The sequence below is a fragment of the Nocardiopsis sp. YSL2 genome, from assembly GCF_030555055.1.
Lineage (GTDB): Bacteria > Actinomycetota > Actinomycetes > Streptosporangiales > Streptosporangiaceae > Nocardiopsis.
The window spans coordinates 3,710,832-3,728,398 of sequence record NZ_JAMOAO010000001.1 but is presented as its reverse complement, the minus strand read 5'-3'; the positions used below and the strand labels follow the sequence as shown (position 1 = coordinate 3,728,398).

13 protein-coding genes are annotated in these 17,567 nt (G+C 73.3%); 5 read left to right on the top strand and 8 right to left on the bottom strand.

What is annotated here, in order from left to right; genetic code table 11:
* Positions 1 to 56: 56 nt before the first annotated feature.
* Complete coding sequence (gene thpD, locus M1P99_RS16610) at positions 57 to 962, top strand: ectoine hydroxylase (RefSeq protein WP_304453527.1); 906 nt, start codon at positions 57 to 59, stop codon at positions 960 to 962.
* A gap of 66 nt (positions 963 to 1,028) precedes the next feature.
* On the opposite strand, the gene M1P99_RS16605 is transcribed toward thpD, so the two are convergent.
* The 3 genes from M1P99_RS16605 to M1P99_RS16595 all read right to left on the bottom strand — a co-directional run bounded on the left by M1P99_RS16605 (position 1,029) and on the right by M1P99_RS16595 (position 6,219).
* Positions 1,029 to 4,856, bottom strand: coding sequence for a TcpE family conjugal transfer membrane protein (locus M1P99_RS16605; RefSeq protein ID WP_304453526.1), 3,828 nt, complete (start codon positions 4,854 to 4,856; stop codon positions 1,029 to 1,031).
* A gap of 18 nt (positions 4,857 to 4,874) precedes the next feature.
* Positions 4,875 to 5,198, bottom strand: a complete 324-nt coding sequence (locus M1P99_RS16600; protein ID WP_304453525.1) for a hypothetical protein — start codon at positions 5,196 to 5,198, stop codon at positions 4,875 to 4,877.
* 73 nt (positions 5,199 to 5,271) lie between these two features.
* The gene (locus M1P99_RS16595) at positions 5,272 to 6,219 is read right to left on the bottom strand and encodes a conjugal transfer protein (protein WP_304453524.1); all 948 of its coding nucleotides are present in this window, start codon (positions 6,217 to 6,219) and stop codon (positions 5,272 to 5,274) included.
* 490 nt (positions 6,220 to 6,709) lie between these two features.
* Between M1P99_RS16595 and M1P99_RS16590 the strand changes: the two genes are divergently transcribed.
* Together M1P99_RS16590 and M1P99_RS16585 are read left to right on the top strand one after the other, a co-directional pair.
* Positions 6,710 to 7,429, top strand: coding sequence for a DsbA family oxidoreductase (locus tag M1P99_RS16590; protein WP_304453523.1), 720 nt, complete (start codon positions 6,710 to 6,712; stop codon positions 7,427 to 7,429).
* Between the two features lie 102 nt (positions 7,430 to 7,531).
* Positions 7,532 to 7,969 (top strand): VOC family protein, encoded by a 438-nt coding sequence (locus M1P99_RS16585; RefSeq protein WP_304453522.1) that lies wholly within the window; start codon positions 7,532 to 7,534, stop codon positions 7,967 to 7,969.
* A 78-nt stretch (positions 7,970 to 8,047) separates the two neighbouring features.
* Here M1P99_RS16585 and ychF read toward each other — a convergent pair whose 3' ends face one another.
* Positions 8,048 to 9,133 carry a redox-regulated ATPase YchF gene (gene ychF, locus M1P99_RS16580; protein ID WP_304453521.1) on the bottom strand — a complete coding sequence of 362 codons (1,086 nt, stop codon included), beginning with the start codon at positions 9,131 to 9,133 and terminating at the stop codon, positions 8,048 to 8,050.
* Positions 9,134 to 9,496: 363 nt separating this feature from the next.
* Between ychF and M1P99_RS16575 the strand changes: the two genes are divergently transcribed.
* On the top strand, positions 9,497 to 10,468 hold the full coding sequence (locus M1P99_RS16575; protein WP_304453520.1) for an FkbM family methyltransferase: 972 nt from the start codon (positions 9,497 to 9,499) through the stop codon (positions 10,466 to 10,468).
* 85 nt (positions 10,469 to 10,553) lie between these two features.
* Here M1P99_RS16575 and M1P99_RS16570 read toward each other — a convergent pair whose 3' ends face one another.
* The 3 genes from M1P99_RS16570 to M1P99_RS16560 all read right to left on the bottom strand — a co-directional run bounded on the left by M1P99_RS16570 (position 10,554) and on the right by M1P99_RS16560 (position 13,802).
* Positions 10,554 to 11,675, bottom strand: a complete 1,122-nt coding sequence (locus tag M1P99_RS16570; RefSeq protein WP_304453519.1) for a 5'/3'-nucleotidase SurE — start codon at positions 11,673 to 11,675, stop codon at positions 10,554 to 10,556.
* A gap of 29 nt (positions 11,676 to 11,704) precedes the next feature.
* Positions 11,705 to 12,400 carry an alpha/beta fold hydrolase gene (locus M1P99_RS16565; protein ID WP_304453518.1) on the bottom strand — a complete coding sequence of 232 codons (696 nt, stop codon included), beginning with the start codon at positions 12,398 to 12,400 and terminating at the stop codon, positions 11,705 to 11,707.
* Between the two features lie 106 nt (positions 12,401 to 12,506).
* A complete protein-coding gene (locus M1P99_RS16560; protein WP_304453517.1) occupies positions 12,507 to 13,802 on the bottom strand; it encodes an MFS transporter in 1,296 nt (431 codons plus the stop codon).
* Positions 13,803 to 13,973: 171 nt separating this feature from the next.
* Between M1P99_RS16560 and M1P99_RS16555 the strand changes: the two genes are divergently transcribed.
* Positions 13,974 to 14,987, top strand: a complete 1,014-nt coding sequence (locus tag M1P99_RS16555) for a LacI family DNA-binding transcriptional regulator (protein ID WP_304453516.1) — start codon at positions 13,974 to 13,976, stop codon at positions 14,985 to 14,987.
* A 97-nt stretch (positions 14,988 to 15,084) separates the two neighbouring features.
* Here the strand turns inward: M1P99_RS16555 and M1P99_RS16550 are convergent, their stop codons facing one another.
* The gene (locus M1P99_RS16550; protein ID WP_304453515.1) at positions 15,085 to 17,535 is read right to left on the bottom strand and encodes a glycoside hydrolase family 3 protein; all 2,451 of its coding nucleotides are present in this window, start codon (positions 17,533 to 17,535) and stop codon (positions 15,085 to 15,087) included.
* Positions 17,536 to 17,567: the final 32 nt, after the last annotated feature.

The following is a 17,567-nucleotide window of genomic DNA, read 5'->3' as shown; positions in this document are numbered from 1 at the left end:
GTCGTAAGGAAAGACTTCGAGCTCAGAGAGGATGAACCCCAACGAGGGGATCGGCCATGACTCTGCAGATGGATCTTCCGACCGCGGACGACTACCCGACCCGTAAGGCCGCCGAGCCGGCCCTGCTCTACCGTCAGGACCCCGTCGTGTGGGGGGACGCCGCGAGCGGCCCCTTCAGCGCCGACGACGTCAAGGACTACGGGACCCGCGGGTACACCCAGGTGCGTTCCCTTGTCAGCGGCGAGGAGGTGGAGGCCTACCGCGCGGAGCTCAAGCGCCTGAGCGCTGACACGGATCTGCGGGCCGACGAGCGTGTCATCGTCGAGCCCTCCTCGGACGAGGTCCGCTCCGTGTTCGAGGTGCACAAGATCAGCCCGGTCTTCGCCGACCTCGTCAACGATCCCCGCCTGGTCGACCGCGCCCGCCAGCTCCTCGGCTCGGACGTGTACGTCCACCAGAGCCGCATCAACTACAAGCCCGGCTTCGGCGGGGGCTCGTTCTACTGGCACTCGGACTTCGAGACCTGGCACGCCGAGGACGGCCTGCCCCGGATGCGGACGGTCAGCTTCTCCATCGCGCTCACCGACAACTTCACCCACAACGGCGCGCTGATGATCATGCCGGGTTCGCACCGGACCTTCGTCTCGTGCGTCGGGGAGACTCCCGACGACCACTACCGGGACTCCCTGGTGAGCCAGCACGTGGGCACCCCGGACCAGGACTCGCTGTCCTTCCTGGCCAACCGGCACGGGATCGACGTGCTCACCGGCGCGGCCGGCGACGTCACCGTGTTCGACTCCAACTGCATGCACGGATCGGGCGGCAACATCACGCCCTACCCGCGCTCGAACGTGTTCATCGTGTTCAACAGCGTCGAGAACACCTGCACGAAACCGTTCAGCGCCGGCCGACCGCGCCCCGAGTTCCTCGCGGCGCGCGACTTCACACCGGTCGGCCGCTGATCCGCCGCACACCGGGCGGGTGGGAACGACCCCACCCGCCCGAGCCGTGTCCGGGGCCCGCAGCGGCTACCGGGCGCCCGTGAGCACGTTGACCAGGACCCCGCCCAGGGCGCCGTGGGCGCGCTTGGTCGCCGGGCGCAGGGCGCCGACGTCGATCCTGGTGTAGGACGACCCGAGGTGGTCGTCCCACGGGATCCGCACGATGGCGCGGCACCGGCCGCGGGCGACCCGCTCGGCGGCGTCCACGTCGCCCAGACTGCGCTTGCTCACACCGTTGACGACGAGCACGGCATTGGCCCGCAGGGCTCCGTAGCCGTTGCCGTCAAGCCAGTCGAAGGTCATGGACACCGCCCTCTCGGCGTCGGCGCTGGCCGGGGCGACCAGCACCAGGCCGTCCGCACCCGGCAGGGAGCGGGCCACGCCCGTGGCCGCCGGGTCGAGCAGGGTCACCGAGTAGAACCCGCCCAGGAGCCGGGTGAGCTGGGTGTAGTCGCGCTCGTCGAGGGTCTGGACGTAGGGGTCGTCGAGGGTCTGGACGACCTCGAGCCCGGTCCCGGCGCGGCTGGCGTAGGAGCGCATGTGCGCGTAGTCCTCCACCGAGTCCGCGTTGGCGAGCAGGGCGGTGAGGGTCTCCGGGCTCTGCGCGCCGACCCGCCGGGAGAGCCCGTTGGGTCCCGGATTGACGTCGACGGCCACGACGCGGTCGTCGCGGTGGGCGGCCAGGGTGTGGCCGATCATGAGCGTGGTCACGGTCTGCCCGGCGCCGCCGGTGCAGCCGAGGACGACGAGGCCGCGCGGGGAGTCCAGCGGGGTGCGCAGGCGCTCGATGTCACTGGCGGGCAGGTCCGAGCGGACGGGCGCGGCACCGCCGGTGACGACCTTGGCCAGCCGTCGCCAGCCCCGCGTGCCGCCGGAGTCCGAGGCGGGTTCCTCGTGCTCGGCCGGCCGCGGCTCGGGCCGGTGGGTGGGCACCCCGTTGGGGGTGTCGCCGAGCCGGTCCTGCTCGCCGGTGCCGTGGTCGAGCTCCAGTTCGGGCCTGGGCGCGTCCTGGGTACGGGGCGCGGGCTCCTCCCCCGGTACGGGCTGGCCGAAGAGCTGGCCGAGCCGACGGGCGTTCTGGGCGACACGGTGGAAGACCCCGTCGTGCGGGTCGTGCGGGTCGTGCTCACCGGACCTCTGCGGGACGTCCTCGACCGGAGCGTCGGTCCCGGGGGCCGCGCTCCCGGTGCCCGGGGACGGCGCGGTGCTCCGCTCACTCCGCAGGGTCGAGGCCATGCTGGCGTTGGCCCGGGGGTCCCGGGCCACGGGGCCGTCGGCGGCGGCCGCACGGCGGCGGGCCAGCGCGGCGGCCTCGGCCGCCGCCAGGTCCTCGGCCGTCCGGCGCGCGGCGACGCGCGAGGCCTCCTCCGCGGCGTCCCTGTCCGCGCCCCGCTCGGTGGAGGACGCCCCCGCGTCGTCCGGCCGGCTCGGGGCGACACGGGGCTCTGCGGCCTCGGCGGCCGGGCCGTCCGGGGCCCGCTCGGCACCGGGCGCACCCGGGTCCGTCGCGGCCCTCCGGCGCGGGGTTGCGCGCGACGGCTCGTCGCGGACCTCCACGAAGCTGACGAGCTCGCCCGTGCCGTGGTCGAGCTGCGTCGGCGGTTTGGCCTCCTCAGCGGCCCCGGCGGCGGGTTCCTCCGGCGCCGACTCCCGCTCCGCCTCTGCCTCGGCGGCCTCGCGGAGTTCGCTGGCCGGGATCACCGGGTTGTCGCGGTCGCCCACCTTCGGCTGGTCCGGGTGGCGCTTCTTGCCGTCGTCGAACCACTCGCCCGGGTCGGTGGCGTCGGCTCCGCGCTCCTGGGCGGGAACGACGTCCGCGAACTTGGGCCGCGGCGGCGCCGGGGTGTCGGCGGTGCTCAGGTGCTGGTCGAGCACCGACATGTGCTCGGCCCACGCGGGGCCGCGCGCCTCCGCGCCCTCATTCGGCTGCGGCGGCAGGGCGGCCTGCTCGCCGGTCCCGTGATCGATCTCCAGCGCGGGCTTGGCCGAGGGCGTCGGCGCGGCCGTGTCCGCGGGTGCCCCGCTCCCCGGCTCCTCGTGGCTCCGGGCGTCCTCGCCGTGATCGCTCGTGCCGTCCGCGTCCGCTGGGGCCGCGGCCGCGTCCGCGGGGGCCTCCGATCGGCCCTCCACGGCCTCCTCACGGCTGCGGACGGCCGTGTCGGGCCCGCTCTGCCCGGCCGGGGCGGCCGTGTCCTCCGTGGGGGCTCCGGCACCGCCCCGCGCGGGCGTGTCGGGTTCGCTCGTCCCGGCCCCGGCGGACGGGGCGTCGGCATCGTCGGCGGGAGCCCCGGTACCGTCCTGCGCGGCCTCGGATCCGGGGGCGGCCTTCGGTTCCGGAGCGGGCGTCGCGGCGGCCGGGGGCAGCCAGGGGGCGGCGGCGGGTTCGGGCGCGGCGGGTCGGCCGGTGGCGGCCGCGAAGCGGGCCGCGTAGTCGGACAGGCCGGCCTGGCCACTGGCCTCGGGCCGCTCCGTGCCGCTGCGCTCCAGCTCCCAGGGCGCGGCGTGCGGCCGTGCCCGCCGACGGGGCGGCTCCGGCGCGTCGGCCTCCTCCTCCTGTACTGGAAGGGCCTGCCCCTGTGCCTGGGGGCGGGGCGCCTGCGGGGCCGGCTCGCGGACCTGCTCGGAGCGGCGCTCCTCCAGGTCCCGGGTGACCTGGATCCCCTGGACGCGGCCGCGCAGCCGGCGTGCGGCGGGGGACTCGTCTCCGTCGCTCTCGGGCGCGGCCATGACCTCCTCGGCGCGTCGGCGGTCGTGGTCGGGCTCAGCGATCGCGTCGGCGAGGTCCTCACGGCTCATGGCGCCGGTGTCACCCACCGAGAAGGCGCTCTTGGAGGTCAGTCCGACGGGCGTCTCGCCCGAGGAGGAGCGCAGCCGGGCGAACCAGTCCCGGTTGTCGCTCCGCTCGTCGTCCTCGGTGGTGTGGACGGGCTCCTCGTCGAAGTCCTCGAAGCCGTCGTCCCCGCCCGGTTCGACCGGCGCACGCGGGGTCTCGGGAGGCGCGGAGCCGAGTCCGAAGCCGAAGTAGTTGAGGACGCGGCGGCCCACGCCGGGTCGCCGGCCTCCGGCGCCGTCGTCGCGGGGCTCGTCCGGAAGGGTCTGGGCGGGTTCGTCGGCCAGGCCCGCGGCGGAGTCGTCGCCGCGGCGTCCGCTCAGGGCGGCCGCCGCCACGGGCACGCGCTCACGTGCGGGCTCACGCGCGCGCTCGGGCGCCCGCTCCCGCTCGGACAGCGGCTCGGGCTCGGGCTCCGGTCCTTCGAGCGGCTCGGGCCGTGCGGGGCCCCGGACGGGCTCCTCGGCCTCCACCCTCTCGGGGCCCTCGTCCGGGGCGGCCGAGGGCTCCGCCTCGGGGACGGGGAGTCCGAGAAGCGGCGGCGCGGCCTCAGGGCGGGCGACGGTGTCCGCCCCAGCGGCCGGTTCCGGTTCGGCCTCCGCGCGCTCCACACGGCGGCGGCCGATGACGGGCAGCGGACCGGCCTGCGGGTCCCGGTGCCACACGCGCACCGACACCCGGACCTCGGCCGGCTCGTACTCCGGGGCCAGCCGCGTGTACACCCGCGCCTCCGTGAGGAAGCGGGCCTGGGAGATGAGCAGTTCGGTCAGGCGCTTGCCCTCGATCACCGGCCGGGTGGCCAGCACCGTGATGACACCGGGCGGGACCACCCACATCACCAGGTGCCAGCCGTTGCCGAACGCGAACGGGGCGTTGAGGATGCTGAGCAGGATCACCCACAGCGCGAACACGCCGAGGGCGACCCCGAACGTGCCCACGGGAAGCGGCATGGGCAGCCGGAAATCGTAGAGCTTGTACAGCCGCTTCTCGATACGCCAGATGTTGGTGTACGTGGGCAGATCCACGTTCCCGGCCTCCCTCGCCTATTCCGCCGATACGCCCATCGCTCGGGCGAGCGCCACCGCGATGACCTCGATGATGCCGGGGACGTAGAAGACGATCCCGATGAAGATCGCCAGGATGATGAACTGCGCGAAGCGCGTGATCTCCCTCGTGAACAGGAAGAACACCGCCACGATGGACACGATGACCAGGAAGAGGGGCCCGAAGAAGCCCCGCAGGAAGTCGGCGAGGCCCCCGGTGTCGGGGGCATCCGTGGACGGCGTCGCCTGCGCGGCGAGGGTGAGGAGGTCACCGCCGCCCGAGAAGGCGAAGGAGTCCGTTGCTGAAGACAGGAGGGGGAGCATGTCAGGTGCCGCCCTCCCCCGTCGACTCGGTGGTGCTCATGGTTTCTCTCGTCCTCCTTGCCTACTGGCCCCGTCAGTCGCCGAACGAGTGGGGGGCACCCTGGATGTCACGCACGCGCCACTCACTACCGGAGTCGACGACCGTGACGAGGTAGCTCTGCCTGAGCTGTCCGACCTCTGATCCGTCGGAGCCCAGGACCGACCACAGCGCCGTCAGCGCCACCTGTCGTACGTCATCATCCCCGGTCGAGGACTGGGATGGCACGACGATGTCGGACAGTTCGACGATGCGCAGGCTGTTGTCCGGGAGCGGCGCGATCGCGGCCCCCTGTTCCACGTACTGCTCCAGGTGCTCGGGCCCCTCCGCGTAGGCGTCGAAGAAGCCGGTCAGCACGCCCTGGAGCTCCTCGGCCGCCCGGGGGTCCTCCTCGACCGACGCGGGCCGGGGCAGGGAGGCCCGGGGCGGCGCCGCGAGGAGCGCGGGCGGACCCGACACCGCGAGCGCTTCGCCGTCGGCGTAGACGGGCACCTCGAGGCTCATCGGGCCGTCGTTGACGTCGCCGCGCACGACGACGACCGCGTTGTGGTCGTCGGCCGCGTCGATGGACACGACGGTGAGGTTCTCCCCGGTGAGGCTGTCGGCGGCGGCGTCGAGCGCGGCGGCCTCGCCCTCGGGAACGTAGGCGGCCAGTGCCTCCAGACGCGCCTCGGGGTCCTCGGTGTCGAGGTAGGCCTCGGCGAAGCGCAGCGCGAAGGCGGCCGCGGCGGTCTCGGGGAAGGCGACCGTCTCGGTCTCCTCCGGTTCCTCCGCCGCGGTCGGCAGGGCGAGCCCGCCGCGCAGGGGGTACCAGATGCCGTTGAAGAGGACGACGATGATGAACGCCCACAGGACGGCGCGGCCCACGCCGACCCACCAGCGTCCGCCCGCACCGGCCCGTGGCCGACGGGCGCGCGGCGCACCGAGCTCCGCGTCGTCCTCCAGGTCACGCGCGGCGGTACCGCGCCGTGACGCCTTCGCCATCCCCGCCTCCTGCACACAGGTCCGTGCCGCCCGGTCCGGGCGGCGTATCCGCCATGCCTTGTCTACCCCATCCCTATAGTGAGGCATTGTGCGGGTTGGGAGCGGACATGGCGTCTCCGCGTTTCCCCTTCAAGGGCACATTGCACGCACCAACCAAACACCCCAAAAGGTGAACAATACGGCAATAAGGCAACGAACTCACCACTCAACTCCCCTAGAGAACCCCATTTCGGCTGGACCAGAAAGTGATTAGTCACTTGGCGGAGAGCAAGATGTCCCCTTGGTGCCAGCCGAACACCCCCGAACGGCCGCCCGACTCCGGCCACGGCGGCCCCGGGCGGCGAGACGAGGGTCACTCCCCAGACGAGCGACAAGTGTCGCGTGAACCGGAATGCCCGAAAACGGGTCGGCGTTGAGGAGCTGAGCGGAGAGAACCTCCACGGTGGGAGCCGCACGCCCCGCCCGAGCACAGCAACAAGGAAGCCGCCCCATGCGCGTCGAGATCTGGACCGACATCAACTGCCCCTGGTGCTACGTCGGGAAGGCCCGCTTCGACAAGGCCCTCGCCGGATTCGAGCACCGCGACGGGGTCGAGGTCGTGCACCGCTCCTACGAGCTGGACCCCTCCCGCCCTCAAGGAGTGACGGAACCCGTGCTCCCGCTGCTCGCGAAGAAGTACGGCGTCTCCGAGGCCCAGGCCCTGCGGGCCGAGGAGCGCATCGCCGCCAACGCCGCCGCCGAGGGCCTGGAGTACCGGACCGCCGGCCGCGACGTCGGCAACAGCTTCGACATGCACCGCCTCCTGCACTTCGCCCGTGAGCACGGCCGCCAGCACGAGCTGATCGACCTGCTCTACCGGGCCAACTTCGCCGAGGAGCGCTCCGCCTTCGACGGCGTCGAGCGACTCGTCGACCTGGCCGCCGAGGCCGGACTCGACGCGGACGCCGCCCGCGCGGTGCTGGAGGACCCCGAGCGCTACGCCGCCGACGTGCGCGCCGACGAGCGGGAGGGCGCCCGGCTCGGAGCCACGGGCGTGCCCTTCTTCGTCCTGGACCGCGCCTACGGGGTCTCCGGCGCCCAGCCGGTGGAGGCCTTCGGCCAGGCCCTGGAGCAGGCGTGGGCGAACCACGCTCCGCTGACCACGGTCGGCGCGGCGCAGGACGGCGAGGCCTGCGGTCCCGACGGGTGCCCGCTGCCGGGCGACGGCTGACCGCGGGGCGCGCCCGGCCGGACGACGCACCGGCCGGGCGCGCCGCGCCCACCGCGCGCGCCTGTTCGGGGTGAAGGGCGCCGACCCGCGTAGGCTCACGCCATGACCGTGAAGATGGACAACGTCGGCATCGTCGTCGAGGACCTCACCGGGGCGATCGAGTTCTTCCGCGAGTTCGGGCTCGAACTCGAAGGGCAGACCGTCGTGGAGGGCGAGTGGGCCGGACGCGTCACCGGCCTGGGGGACCAGCGCGTCGAGATCGCGATGATGCGCACACCGGACGGCCACGGCCGACTGGAGCTCTCACGCTTCATCGAGCCGTCCGTCGTCGCCGATCACCGGAACGCCCCGGTGAACGCGCTGGGCTACCTGCGCGTCATGTTCGCGGTCGACGACCTCGACGCGACCCTCGACCGGCTGGGCAGGCACGGCTCGGAACTCGTCGGCGACGACGTGGTCCAGCTCGGGGAGGCGTACCGGCTCTGCTACGTGCGCGGGCCCGAAGGCATTCTCATCGGACTCGCCCAGGAGCTCGGCTGAGATCCGGGCACCGGACCCGAGGGCGCGGCCGGCGCGCCATCGCAGCGACGGGACCGGCCGGCAGGACCGAGCGGGCGGCTACACGTTGAAGCGGAACTCCACGACGTCGCCGTCGGACATGACGTAGTCCTTGCCCTCCATGCGGACCTTGCCCGCGGCACGGGCGGACTGCATGTCGCCGTTGGCCACGAGGTCGTCGTAGGAGACCACCTCGGCCTTGATGAAGCCGCGCTGGAAGTCGGTGTGGATGACCCCGGCCGCCTCGGGCGCGGTCGCGCCCTTCTTGATCGTCCAGGCGCGGGCCTCCTTGGGCCCGGCGGTCAGGTAGGTCTGCAGGCCCAGGGTGTCGAAGCCCACCCGCGCCAGCTGCGCCAGACCCGACTCGGTCTGCCCCATGGACTCCAGGAGCTCCTGCGCCTCGTCGTCATCGAGCTCGGCCAGTTCGGCCTCGATCTTGGCGTCCAGGAAGATCGCCTCGGACGGGGCGACCAGCGCCTGCAGCTTGGCGCGCAGGGCCTCGTCTGCGAGCTCGTCGCTGTCGAGGTTGAACACGTAGATGAACGGCTTGACGGTGAGCAGGCTCAGCTCGCGCAGCCGCTCCAGGTCCACACCCTCGGCGACCGACAGGGAGACACCGCCGTCCAGGATCTCGCGCGCCTCCAGAGCCGCCTTGAGCAGCTCCTGGGCGCCCTTGTCCTTGGCGTTGCGCTTGGCGTCCTTCTCCAGCCGGGGGATCGCCTTGTCGAGGGTCTGCAGGTCGGCGAGGATCAGCTCGGTGTTGATCGTCTCGATGTCGCGGGACGCGTCGACGTCGCCGTCGACGTGCGTGACGTCGGCGTCCTCGAAGGCCCGGATGACCTGGCAGATCGCGTCGCTCTCCCGGATGTTGGCCAGGAACTTGTTGCCCAGGCCCTCACCGGTGGAGGCGCCGCGCACGATGCCCGCGATGTCGACGAAGTCCACGGTGGCCGGGAGCACCTTGGCCGAGCCGAAGATCTCGGCGAGCTTGGCCAGCCGGGGGTCGGGCACCCCGACCACCCCGACGTTGGGCTCGATGGTGGCGAACGGATAGTTCGCGGCCAGAGCGTCGTTCTTGGTCAGGGCATTGAAGAGGGTGGACTTGCCGACGTTGGGCAGGCCGACGATCCCGATAGTCAGACTCACAAGGTCAGAGTCTATGCGGACCAACGGGTCGGCCGGTCCGTGCAGGCCCGAGAGCGGGCCAATCGTCGAAACGCACTGCGCCGACGACACTACGCAGAGTAGGTTTGGACGACACCGCCGGAGGCCTGGGGCCGAGGCCGCGCGGCGCCCTTCCGGCGTAGCGCGCGCTCCCCTGGCACGCCCGGCGGACGCACGGCCGCCGACACGGGAGGGGCGTGGCGTCGGCGGACGGCCGACCACGTCGCGCGAGGACCGAACCATGGGGATCGGAACGCCACGGCGTCCGGTATCCCGGCGGCCCAGGGGGAGTCCGCCGCCCTCGGATCGTGCGGGCGGCTCTGGTTCCTTGGGGGGAAGGCAACTGTGGTCACCGACCAACTGCGCGCACTCGTACGGCGCTACCCGCTCGTCCGGTTCATGACGCGGCGCATCCGGGTCCACCTGCCCAGACGCCTGGGCGGCCTTGACCCGGCCCGGATCCCGCCGCGGAGCCGGCGGTTCACCGTCGCGCTGCCCCGACTGGACACGGACGCACACCGCTGCGGCCCCGACAGCCTCACCCTGGAACTGTCCGGCGACCTCACCGTGCCCCGGCGCCTGGCCGAGTCCGGGCTCGCGCGGCACGAACCCGACAGCCTCGCCTGCTTCCTGGCCATGCTCGACCACACGCCGCCGGGTGCGGTCCTGGACATCGGCTCGGGCATCGGGGTGTACGCGGCCCTGGCCGCCGCGCGCTCGCGCCGCCCCGTCTTCGCCTTCGAGCCGACACCGGAGATCGCCTCGGCCGCCCGGGTGGTCTCCACCACCGCCGAACTGGGGTTCACGGTGGTCGAACTGGCGCTGAGCAACCACAACGGCACCGCCCACCTGCGACGGGCCGCGCACAACGACATGTGCAACCGGCTGGTGCACTCCACACGGACCGACCTCACCCACGTCGCGGTGGACGTCGCCACGCTGTCGCGGTGGCGCGAGCGCGTCTCGGCGCTCCCGGCGGTCCTGACGATCGACACGGCCGGGACCGAGCCCGACGTGGTGGCCGGTGGCTTGGAGGTGCTGCGCCGGTACCGTCCCTGGATGCTGGTGAAGGTGCGCCCCGACCGGGGGGTGGAGGAGCGGTTGATGGCCCTGCTCGAGCCCCTGGACTACGCCTGGTACCCGGTGCGCGGCCCGCGGCCCTACGCTCCGGTGTCGGAGATCTCCGGTCGGGCGTCACCGGCCTGGGAGCGGATGTGGATGTTCGCCCCCGAGCCGGCCACGGAGCGGTTCTGGTCCTCCGTCGACGCGTGGCGGGCGGCCCTCGACCGCTGCTCTCCCGTGTCCGCCCTGTCGTGACGCAGCAGCGGACGGGGAGCCGCTCCCGGACGCCGGGCCCGGGGACGACGGGCCCGGCGCCGGCCGGGGACGGCCCGGAACCGGCTCAGTCGCCGAGTGCGGCCACCAGCTCCGCCAGCCGCTCCACCTCGGCGGGGTCCTCACCGGAGGCGTAGGTGCGGTCGGAGGTCAGTGCGCTCACCGAGACCGCGCCCTCCGCCAGGAGCGCCGTACTGTCGGCGTTCTCGCTGGTCTCGGGTACGCATCCCGGTGTGTCCGGCTCGCACACCCTCGCCCCGAGCTCGTAGGCGTCCTCGCCGGTGAACTCGGGGATCAGCACCGTGCCGGTCCCCGCCCGCGTCCACCGGACGCCCGGGCTCGGTGCGCCGTCCGGTGTGTGCGGGTGGTTGACGTTGATCATGTACGTACTGGTCAGCATGTCCGACCCGACCAGCCGGGCGACCAGATCGGTGCTGAACTCCGCGGCCGCGGTGTAGGTCGTCGGCGCCACGGTGAAGTCCTCGTCCAGATGCGCGCTCACCGCGATCGCGGGAACGCCCGCGGCCTGGGCCGCGAACGCGGCCCCGGCGGTGCCGGAGTTGGCGATCTGGGACGCCACGTTCGGACCGGAGTTGACGCCCGAGACGACCACGTCGGGCGGCCCGTCCCAGTCGACCAGCTCGGAGAGCCCGTGGTGGAGGGCGAAGGCGACGGAGTCGACCGGTGTGGCGCTGGGCGAGTCCTCCTCGCAGGGGCCGTCGGCGACGCAGACCCCGTGGACCGCACCGCCGCTCGGGGCGTCGGCGCAGTCCCCGGCGTGCTCCTCGGGGAGCCCCGGGTGCGTGCCCAGGCCGAACGAGCCGCTGAACGAGATCGCGCTGCTCATACTCGACTGGTAGCCCCAGGGCGCGAAGACCACGGCGTCGGCACCGGCAGCGCACAGTGCCGAGCGCAGTTCGTACAGCCCCCGGCCGTCCGAGCCGTCCTCCTCGGCGGCGAGCACGGAGTCATCGTTGGTCAGGAGTACGCGCAGTCCGTCGAGGGACGCGGCCGGGAAGTCCTCCCCGGCCCCCGTGTCCTGGCCGGGGGCGGGGGCGGGATCGGTGGCACAGGCGGTGAGCAGGGTCAGGGCCGTCAGGGCGGCCGAGGCCGCCAGTGCGGTGGAGGAGATCGGTGCGGAGGGTGCGGACGGGTCGGACGGGTTCCGTAGGGACGTCCGGAGGGACATGGTGGGACCTTTCTGGGGGATGGTCGGCCTCAGATCCAGCCGTCGAGCGAGGCGAGGAAGCCCGGCAGGTCGTCGCGGTGGACGCAGTGCCCCGCACCCCTCACCACGCGCACCGTGAAGCCGCGCTCGGCCAGTAGGCGGGCGCCGTCGGCGTCGATGGTGAAGCTCGGGTCGGCCAGCTGGACCAGAGAGGGCACCACCGCTTCGGCGGGAAGCCGGTCCGCGGCCGAGGCCTCGGCGACGACGTCGAAGAACGCGGGGTCGAAGGCGGCGAACCCGGCCAGCTCGGCCGCGACGTCGGGGTCGCTCCACCGCGGGTTCATGGCGCGGACGCTCTCGGCGGTGGCCCGCTCGACCATCGACCGCATGGCGTCGGTGGCGGCCGTCGTGACCGCGTCGAACCGGAAGGCGGGATCGGAGTACACGGCGCGGGCGGGACGGAGGTGTTCGACGGCCAGCGACAACGCGAGACCGCCCATGGAGTGGCCGATCGCGACGTCGGCGCCGGTGGGCAGCGTGTCCACCAGGTCCTGTCCGAGCGCCTCGACCGTGTACTCGCCGCGCGGGCTGCGGCCGTGGCCGCGCATGTCCACGCCGATCACGCGGTAGCCACGGTCGACGAGGTCGGCCTCGACGGCGTGCCAGGTCCCGTGGTCGGACATGGCGCCGTGGACGAGCAGTGCGGTGCGGGGGCCGGTTCCGGCCTCGTAGGTGTTGAGTCGCATGGAAGGCTCCTGTCGGGCGGCCGGCCGACGGACGAACCGGCGGACGGGCTGCGGACGAGTGGTCGGCGTGCGGGCCGCCGAAGGCGGGCGGCCTACGGGCGGGCGGTCAGCGGACACCGCGGACGAAGACGATGGCGAGCGCGCCCAGGAGGCCCACCGCCGACCCCACGAGGAAGAGGGATCCGTAGCCGCCGAGGTGGAGGATGATCGCCGAGGCGATGAACGGGGCGATGATCTGCGGCCCGGCGGCGGCGATGTTGAGCACGCCCATGTCCCGCGCGGAGTCGTCCTCGCTGGGCAGGACGAGAGTGGCCAGGGCCGTGTCCACGGCCATGAAGCAGCCGAACGCACTGCCGTTGACGGCGGCGAACACCAGCATCCCCGTCCAGGTCGGGGACAGGTACGGGATGAGCATCGCCAGGGCCGAGACCACGCCGGAGACCAGCGCGAACAGCCTGCGCCGGTCCAGGCGGTCCGAGAGCGGACCGCCGACCGCGGTCACCACGACCGTGCCCACCGCGCTGACCAGGGTGAGCACGGTGACGGCCGCGGCCGGCTCCAGCCCGGCGGGCAGCTCGATGAAGTAGTCGAGGATGTAGAGCTGGAAGCCGAAGATGAGGAAGTAGCCGAGGAAGAGCAGCGCCCGGCCGGCGAAGACCAGGGCGAAGTCCCGGTGGGCGAGCGCGGAGAGGAACCGGCCGAGGGCGGCGACCGCGTTGGTGCGGGTGCCGGGCGCGCGTTCGGACAGCTCGTCTCCGCGGGGGTCGTGGGTGAGCGCGGTCAGCAGGACCGCCACGGCCACGACGACACCGCCGAGCACGATGTAGCCCAGCGGCAGCCGGGCGGTGAAGAGCGCGGCCACGCCGGTGCCCGCGACTCCGGCGACGGAGACCGCGATGCCCATGGCCGCGGCCGCGGTGCCGCGCCTCTGGTGGGGGACGCGGTCGGGGATGACCGCGGTCAGCGCCGCGTGGTGCAGGTTCATGGCGCCCTGGGCCAGGCACCAGCCGACCCCGATCATGAGCAGCGAGTCGGCGAAGCCCAGGATGAGCACCAAGAAGAAGGCGGCCACCGCGCCGCCGACGATCCACGGGTTGCGGCGGCCCCAGCGGGACCGCGTGCGGTCCGACAGGGCGCCGCCGATCGGGTTGAAGAGGGTGCCGAAGACGGCGGCGACGCCGGCGACCAGGCCCAGGTTGGCGACGGCGGCCTGCTCGTCGCCGGGGGTCAGTGCCTGCACCTGCAGGGGCAGGAGGACGGCCCCGATGCCGAGGTAGAAGGCGAAGACGGCGAGGTTGCCCGCGCCGAGCATCGGCAGGAGGCGCCGCAGACCGCGCCGGCCCGAGGGGGTCGGGGTCTTCGTCTGCTCCACGTCCGAGAGGGGGGAGGAGTTTTCGGACATCTGGTTCTCCCTGGTGTGAACCCACGAGATCTAGAAACGCCTGTTCAGGCGCTGGTTATTCGATTAAGCTAAGTTAACCGTTTAACCTTGTCAATACATTCGACATCAGGAGTTCACACCCGGGTCGGTCCCGGACGTCGGACTCCCCGGCAGGCAGGGCAAGATAGCCGCATGACTTCGATCCGCCCCCGACCCGCGACCATCACCGACATCGCCAAGCGCGCCGGAGTGTCCACCGCGACCGTCTCGTACGTGCTCAACGACGCCCCGGGCTCGCGCATCCCGGAGGGCACCAGGACCCGGGTGCGGGCCATCGCCGACGAGCTGGGGTACGTGCCGCACGCGAGCGCGCGGTCACTGCGGAAGGGGTCCAGCGATCTGGTGCTCTACGTCCAGATGGACGTCGTCCACGGCCCCCTGGCCGCGGAGTTCCACCACCGGCTCACGCTGCGGCTGCGCGACATGGGGTACACGCTGCTCCAGTACGGGGGCGAGCGGCATCGGGGCGTCAAGGCGGCGCGCACGTGGGCGGCGATGCGCCCCAGCGCCGTCATCGTGGAGCACGAGCGGCTGACGCCGGCCGGGATCGAGCTGCTGCACAAGGCGGACATCCAGGTCATCGCGACGGGCGTGGCCGCCGAAGCCGTCAAGGGCACCGGCGTGTCCACGCTCAACATGGACGACGTCGGCGTCGGCGCCCGAGCCGGCGAACACCTGGTCGGGCGCGGGTACCGCGACCTCGCGGCCGTCGTGCCGCGCGGCAACGTGCTCCGGCGGATCGGCACGCTGCGCCTCCAGGGCCTCCAGGAGGCCGCGGCCCGTGCCGGGGTCGGGGCGACCGTGCGGTCCCAGGACATGGACTGGTCACCGGAGAGCGCCGCCGAGGTCGTTCGTACGTGGCTCGACGAGGGGTTGCCGGAGGCGGTGTTCGGCTACAACGACGAGTTCAGCGGGCTGCTCCTGGGCGCGCTGCAGGACGCGGAGGTCCGGGTGCCCGACCGGACCGCGCTGGTCGGAGCGGACGACGTCATGCTCTGCCGGATGCTGCGGCCACGGCTGACCAGCGTTCGCCTCGAACCCCAGAGCATCGAGGCGACCGCCGGGGAGATCGTCAGGGCGGTCACGGAACGCACGGAGGTCCACCTGTCCCCGTGGACGCCGACGCTGGTTCGGCGCGATACCTGACGGGGCCGTCCGCCTCGCCGCACGCCAGGCTCCCCGCGGGCGGAGCGGTGTCCCGCTGCGCCCGCGGGGGTGCGGCTCCGCCCGTGGGGGTACGCGCCTACGCGAGCTCGACGCGGGCGGTCAGCCGGGTGTCGGCGTAGGAGCGCCCGACCAGGACGTCGTAGCCGCCCGGGACGGACTCCCACTCGTCGGCGTCCTCCGCCCACCGGCGCACGGCCGAGCGGGGCACGGTCACCACGGCTTCGGCGGAGGCGCCCGCGTCCGCGTGCACGCCGGCGAATCCGGCCAGGACGCGCGCGGGCCGGTCGCCCGGTTCCCGCGGGGCCAGGTAGACCTGCACGACCTCGTCGCCCTCGCGCTCTCCGGTGTTGGTCACCCGGACCCGGATCACCGCCAGGTCCTCCCCGTCCGTGAGGTCGACGTCGACGGCGTCGTAGCGCCAGGTCGTGTAGGACAACCCGTGCCCGAACCAGAAGGCGGGCTCGGCGTCCGCCCGCTCCCAGGCCCGGTAGCCCACGAAGACGCCCTCCGCGTAGTCCAGCGCACCCTGATCGGGCACCACGCCCAGGACCGGCACGTCCTCCTCGCGGCCGGGCCACGTGGTGGGCAGGCGGCCGGAGGGGTCGCGGCGGCCGAGCAGGACGTCGGCGAGGGCGCCGCCGAGCTCCTGTCCGCCGAACCAGGTCAGCAGGATGGCCTCGACGTCCTCCCGCCAGGGCATCGTCACCGGAGCACCGGTGTTGACCACCACCACCGTGCGCTCGTTCACCTCGGCGACCCGCGCGACCAGTTCGTCCTGGCGTCCGGGCAGGGTGAGCGTGGACCGGTCGAAGCCCTCCGACTCCACGTCGGCCGTGGTGGCGACCACGACGACGGCGACGTCGGCGTCGCGGGCGGCGGCCACCGCCTCCTCGATGAGCTCGTCGTCCGCGGCCATCGGCGCGCGGTGGGTCAGGGTGAAGCCGATGAACGCGAAGTCGCCCATCCCCAGGTCCTGATGGGTCTTGGTCACCCGCACGCTGACCTTCTCGCCCTCGGTGAGCGGGACGACGGCCGTGGTGGCCGGCGGGTCGAACATGGCGGCGGCGGGGTCGTCGCCCTCGAAGTCCAGATCGCCGTCGAACAGCACCCGCCCGCCCACCGTGAGGCGGTACCGTCCGGCACCGGTGACGCCGAACACGTGCTCGCCGGAGCCGGACGGGGTGAAGTCCCCGCCGACCTCGATCCGGTCCAGTTCGGCGTTGGTGACGCCGTCCGGGAGCTCGCCGATCCAGCGGGCGGTGCCGTCGGGCAGGGGCTCGGAGGCGAGCGTCCGGCCGTCGGCCGCGTAGAAGGTGGCCGTCATCGGGACCTCCACCGGGGGCAGGCTCGCCCGGGGGTCGGTGCCCACGGCGTAGGTGAGTTCGACGCTCCCCGGCAGGGCCGCGCGCAGACCTTCCAGTGGGGACACCGTGCGCTCGGCGAAGACGCTCGCGCTGCCGCCGCCGCTGGTGCGCGCCTCGGCGGCCGCCAGGCCGATCAGCGCGACGCGGTCCACCCCGTGCGGGTCCACCGGCAGTGCGGCCTCGTTGCGCAGCAGGACGAAGGAGCGGGTGGCGACCTCGCGGGCGACGGCCCGGCCGTCCAGCCCGGAGGGCCGGTCCGCCGGGGCGACCACGGGGTCGGCGCCCTCCAGCAGTCCCACGCGGGCGGCCAGGAGCAGGACGCGCCGCGCGAGGGCGTCCACGGCCTTCTCCGGGACCCGGCCGTCGCGGACCGCGTCGAGGAGGTGCTGGCCGTAGACCGTGTTGGGGCCGGGCATGGCCACGTCGAGGCCGGCCAGGCAGTCGCGGACGGTGTCGCGGGCCGCGGTCCAGTCGGAGACGATGAATCCGTCGAAGCCCCACTCGTCGCGCAGCACGGCGTTCAGCTCGGTGTGCTCGGTCATCGTGGTGCCGTTGACCTTGTTGTAGGCGGCCATCACGCCCCAGGGCCGGGCCCCGCGGACGATGCTCTCGAAGGGCGCGAGGTAGATCTCCCGCAGGGTGCGCTCGTCGGCCCGTACGTCCACCGTGAACCGGTCGGTCTCGGAGTCGTTGGCGACGAAGTGCTTGACGGTGGTGCCCACGCCGCCGTCCTGGACGCCGAGGACGTAGGCGGTGCCGATCTCGCCGGTGAGGTAGGGGTCCTCGGAGAAGGTCTCGAAGTGGCGCCCGCCCAGCGGTGAGCGGTGCATGTTGACCGCCGGGGCCAGCAGTACGTGGACGCCCTTGCGGCGCGCCTCCTGGGCCAGCAGGCGGCCGGCCTCGCGCACCAGGCCGCGGTCCCAGGTGGCGGCGATCGCCGTGGGGCTCGGCAGCTGGACGGAGGGGTCGTCGGGGGTCCAGCGCTCGCCGCGCACGCCCACGGGGCCGTCCGACATGACCAGGCGGCCTAGTCCGATGGCGGGGTTGGCGGCGATGGACCACATGGAGTCACCGGAGAGCAGGCGGACCTTGCCCTCCAGGTCCAGTGCGGCCAGGGCCTCGTCGGCGCGCCGGGCGCGTTCGGCGTCGGTCGGTGCGGTCATGTCTCTCCGTTCGTCGGCAGCATGCGGCTGGA

Excerpts from the sequence above, each read along its gene's own strand:
- thpD (WP_304453527.1), top strand. The coding sequence starts at position 57 with ATGACTCTGCAGATGGATCTTCCGACCGCGGACGACTACCCGACCCGT.
- M1P99_RS16600 (WP_304453525.1), bottom strand. The coding sequence starts at position 5,198 with ATGCTCCCCCTCCTGTCTTCAGCAACGGACTCCTTCGCCTTCTCGGGC.
- M1P99_RS16595 (WP_304453524.1), bottom strand. The coding sequence starts at position 6,219 with ATGGCGAAGGCGTCACGGCGCGGTACCGCCGCGCGTGACCTGGAGGAC.
- M1P99_RS16590 (WP_304453523.1), top strand. The coding sequence starts at position 6,710 with ATGCGCGTCGAGATCTGGACCGACATCAACTGCCCCTGGTGCTACGTC.
- M1P99_RS16585 (WP_304453522.1), top strand. The coding sequence starts at position 7,532 with ATGACCGTGAAGATGGACAACGTCGGCATCGTCGTCGAGGACCTCACC.
- M1P99_RS16570 (WP_304453519.1), bottom strand. The coding sequence starts at position 11,675 with ATGTCCCTCCGGACGTCCCTACGGAACCCGTCCGACCCGTCCGCACCC.
- M1P99_RS16565 (WP_304453518.1), bottom strand. The coding sequence starts at position 12,400 with ATGCGACTCAACACCTACGAGGCCGGAACCGGCCCCCGCACCGCACTG.
- M1P99_RS16560 (WP_304453517.1), bottom strand. The coding sequence starts at position 13,802 with ATGTCCGAAAACTCCTCCCCCCTCTCGGACGTGGAGCAGACGAAGACC.
- M1P99_RS16555 (WP_304453516.1), top strand. The coding sequence starts at position 13,974 with ATGACTTCGATCCGCCCCCGACCCGCGACCATCACCGACATCGCCAAG.
- M1P99_RS16550 (WP_304453515.1), bottom strand. The coding sequence starts at position 17,535 with ATGACCGCACCGACCGACGCCGAACGCGCCCGGCGCGCCGACGAGGCC.